Source organism: Flavobacteriales bacterium, from assembly GCA_013214975.1.
GTDB lineage: Bacteria > Bacteroidota > Bacteroidia > DT-38 > DT-38 > DT-38.
Genome location: JABSPR010000196.1, coordinates 1 through 3,935, shown reverse-complemented (window position 1 = coordinate 3,935; position 3,935 = coordinate 1). Strand labels below are relative to the sequence as shown.

5 protein-coding genes are annotated in these 3,935 nt (G+C 36.5%); all 5 read right to left on the bottom strand.

Features of this window, described 5'->3' with window-relative positions:
* Positions 1-343, bottom strand: a 343-nt coding sequence (locus tag HRT72_06670; GenBank protein ID NQY67391.1) for a BatD family protein, incomplete at its 3' end; no start/stop codon positions are given.
* 74 nt (positions 344-417) lie between these two features.
* Positions 418-1,209 carry a tetratricopeptide repeat protein gene (locus HRT72_06665; protein NQY67390.1) on the bottom strand — a complete coding sequence of 264 codons (792 nt, stop codon included), beginning with the start codon at positions 1,207-1,209 and terminating at the stop codon, positions 418-420.
* On the bottom strand, positions 1,206-2,249 hold the full coding sequence (locus HRT72_06660) for a VWA domain-containing protein (protein NQY67389.1): 1,044 nt from the start codon (positions 2,247-2,249) through the stop codon (positions 1,206-1,208). Before HRT72_06660 ends, HRT72_06665 begins: the two co-directional genes overlap by 4 nt.
* The gene (locus HRT72_06655; GenBank protein ID NQY67388.1) at positions 2,250-3,236 is read right to left on the bottom strand and encodes a VWA domain-containing protein; all 987 of its coding nucleotides are present in this window, start codon (positions 3,234-3,236) and stop codon (positions 2,250-2,252) included. It lies immediately after the preceding gene.
* An 8-nt stretch (positions 3,237-3,244) separates the two neighbouring features.
* On the bottom strand, positions 3,245-3,935 hold a 691-nt coding region (locus tag HRT72_06650), incomplete at its 5' end, for a hypothetical protein (protein ID NQY67387.1).

The window sequence follows — 3,935 nt, the reverse complement described above, 5'->3', positions numbered from 1 at the left end:
TGTTTGATTGTTGCTTTTGGTTGCCAGATTTTCTTACCGATAAAACAATTGATTTGGCCTGAAAAGTCTTACCCCCGGTATTAACTCTGGCCCCTGCAATTTTTATATTTCCCTGTTTCTTTGCGGTTAGTATGTATGAATAAGTTGTTGAATTCGTAACATGTCCATTTACGTTAGACATGCTCGATCCCATATTGGGTCCACCTAAAACATTAAAGTAATGCAGGTCTGGTCCTTGGAAATTTGATCCGTTAGATTGTAATTCGAATGTTAATTGAAATCGCTCGCCTACGTTAACCGGGTTTTTACTAACAGAAGCCGTAAACTGTTGCGCAATGCTCATCGAACTTAGAAGCATCATTATTGAGATAAATAAAAATCTACGCCGTGTTGTTGAAATGGAATAAAAATCTCTTGTTACCATGGTTTGTTTATTTGAATAACTTGAGATTTTTGTTTTTTCTTCATCAATTCTTTTTGCAGTTCTTCTTCATCGTTATTAAGAGCATCTAGCAAACGTTCTGCATCTTCTTTAGAAACCCCATCTCTTTCTTCCGGCTTAGGCTGTTCCTTTTTATCATCGCCTTCATCTTCTTTCTCTTCGTCTTTATCACCATCCTTTTTGTCTTCATCCTTCTCCTTATCTTCATCTCCTTCCTCTTTGTCGCCATCTTCTTCCTCGTTTTTATCTCCATCTTTTTTCTCTTCATCTTCTTTCTTTTCTTTGTCCTCATTCTCTTTATCGTCTTCTTTTTTGTCCTGATCTTGTTTTTGCTGTTCTTGTTGTTTTTTTAGCCTTTGAGCATAAGAGAGATTATGTTTCGTATCGTAATCGTTCGGGTTATTCATCAACGACTTTTTATATGCATCGATTCCCTTATCGATTTTGTTGTTTTTTATATGTGCGTTTCCAAGGTTGTGGAATGCTTTGGCAATATTTTCTTTAGATGTTTCCTGATTTGTAAGTAATTCAAACTGATCGGCTGCTTCCTCATATTTTTCTTGACGATAATAGGAATCACCCAGGTTAAAGCCACCTTCGAATGAATTCTGGTCTTTATTTAATGCTTCATCATATTTACTGGATGCTTCTTCGAAATTACCGGTGTCGTACAGTTTATTACCATCTCTAATAAGATGATTTCCTTCCCCTTGCGCAAGTACTGCCAGAGGAATTAAGTTAAGAAGGAATGCAATTAAATACTTCATGATTTCTTTGATTCGCCAAACAAATTAAGAGATTTCAGCCATTTGTTTTTTCTGTCTGATAAGAATAGATCTAAAATTAGAAGTAATAAGGCAGGAAACAGGAAATATTGAAATCGATCTTCGTAATCCGAAAACACTTTAGAATCAAATTCTTGCTTCTCTAGTTTGTTGAATTCATCAAATAATCTATCCAAGTCGCTTGAGGTATTTCCTGCACGTATATAGGCACCCTCTCCATAAGATGCTACTTGCTTTAACATAGTTTCATTAAGCTTTGTAACAATTGTTCCGCCATCTCTGTCCTTTTCATACCCTTGTTTTCTCCCTCCTTGATAAACGGGGATTGGTCCTCCTTTGGCAGAGCCAAGACCAACGGTATGAACGATGATTCCTTTAGACACAGCATTCTCAGCTTCTTGTAAAGCGTCGTCTTCATGGTTCTCTCCATCTGTAATTATTACAAGAGCTTTATTTCTTTCGTTCTCTTCACCGAAAGCTCCATAACTTCTTCTAATAGCGCTTCCAATGGCGGTTCCTTGATTTGGTATTATTCCAATATTAACCGTTGATAAGAATAATTTGGCTGCCGAATAGTCAAGAGTTAAGGGTAGTTGCACATATGCTTCAGCTCCAAAAACGATAAAGCCAATTCTATCGTTTTTTAGCCTGGAAACTAGTTTGGAAATCATTTGTTTGGCTCTTTCTAGTCTATTTGGCTGAAGATCCTCAGCCATCATGCTTCTAGATAAATCGATTGCTATAATAACATCTATCCCCTCTCTTTTAACCTCTTTTAGTTTAGAGCCGATTTGGGGATTAACCAATCCAATTACCAATAGAGTAATTATAGTAATTCCGATTAACTGTTTTAAAATGGGTTTTACTTTGGATAGATCAGGTAAGAGTTGAGCAACTAGTTTAGGATCTCCATAAGATGCAATAGCATTTTTACGCCACCTCTTGTTCAAAGAATAAATGAGTATCATCACAGGAATTAACCCAAGAAGGTAGAAATATTCGATATTTAAAAACCTGAACATCTAAGGAATACTTTTGAAATAAGTGTTTTTTAGTACTGCCTCTAGTAAGAATGCAGCCAGCGCAATAATAGCCAAAGGGAAATATTCTTCTTTTGTCGATTTGAAATTATTCTCCTGAATTTTAGTCTTCTCTAAAAGATCTATTTCTTCATAAATGTCTTTCAGTTTACTATTGTTGGTAGCTCTAAAGTATTTTCCGTCGGTATGAGCTGATATCTGTTGAAGAGTCTCCTCGTCAATATTAACTTCAACCATGTCGTAAACATATGTACCATTAGGTCTAATTCCAACAGGACCTTTTGCTTGCCCTATTGTACCAACACCAATTGTATAAACACGAATGCCAAAAGCAGCGGCTATGTCTGCAGCCGTCATGGGTGTCACAGATCCTGCATTACTTACGCCATCTGTTAATAGAATAATTACTTTGCTCTTTGCATCACTATCTTTTAGTCGGGAAACAGCCGTGGCTAAACCAAGTCCGATTGCGGTTCCGTCTTTGATCATCCCTGTTTTAATATCTTGGAATAGGTTTGTTAAAACGGCATGGTCTGAGGTAAGTGGACATTGCGTAAAACTCTCTCCGCTGAAAATCACTAGCCCAACGCGATCGTTTGGACGGTTTGAAATAAATTCCATTGCAACATCTTTCGAGGCCTCAAGACGATTTGGCTTTAGATCCATTGCCAACATGCTAGAGGAAATATCAAGACTCATAACAATATCGATTCCTTCAATAGACTCTTCCATCCAACTCGAACTAGATTGAGGTCGGGCTAAGGCTATAAATATTGCTCCAATTGCAATGCATCGAAGGGCGATCAGACTATGTCTTAAATTCGCTTTGACAGAATTAGTTGATTCGAAATAGGAGAGAGTTGATGTTTTAACATCGGGTGCATCTTTAATCGAAGAATAGAAATATCTAAATACTAGTATTGGAATAAGTATTAGTCCATACAAGAATAGAGGATGTGCGAATGTAATGTCGTTCATCATTCTGGACTAACGTTTATAGGTGCTTCCTTTGGAGTTTCAATAGGAGTAGTTTTATTCACGAACTCAAAAGCATTCGTTAAACATATCTCACACTCTTGTACTAATGGTTTTTGCTTTGCGAATTTTACACCATCAGCCATTCTAAGTATGTTACTTAATTGGGATTTTATTTGGGTACCTATTTGAATTCGTTCAAGGCAATCTAATATTTCTTCTGTGGTCATTTCCATCGCATTAAGTTGGTATCGTCCGTGGATATAAACTCTAATAATGTCTGTAAGCGAACTGAAATATGGCTTCGTGCTTTTATCTAACCATGTTTTGTCCTTTTTTAAGATCGCCAATTCTTCGAGGGCCTTTATTTCAGGAGAAATTTTAGGTATTTCAATTTCTTGAGGAATAAAATCTGTCTCTTTTCGTTTTTTAATGTACCACCATATACTAACTGCAGCTCCAAGAAGGAGGATAATTAGGAGTCCAATCTTCCAGTACTTCTTAAATAGTTCTTGCCAAGTAATGGGTGTATCGATAGGTGGTTTAATATCTCTTATTTCTTCTTCCGGAAGAATTTCAATATTGTTAACGGCAAGCAGTAAAGCATTCGACTCTATAAAAGTTGAATCATCAATAGATTTAATATTTATTTTGAATGGGGGTATTGCATGGTATCCAGAATCAAAAGATGTA

Coding starts and splice junctions, on each gene's coding strand:
- HRT72_06665 (NQY67390.1), bottom strand. CDS start 1,209: ATGAAGTATTTAATTGCATTCCTTCTTAACTTAATTCCTCTGGCAGTA.
- HRT72_06660 (NQY67389.1), bottom strand. CDS start 2,249: ATGTTCAGGTTTTTAAATATCGAATATTTCTACCTTCTTGGGTTAATT.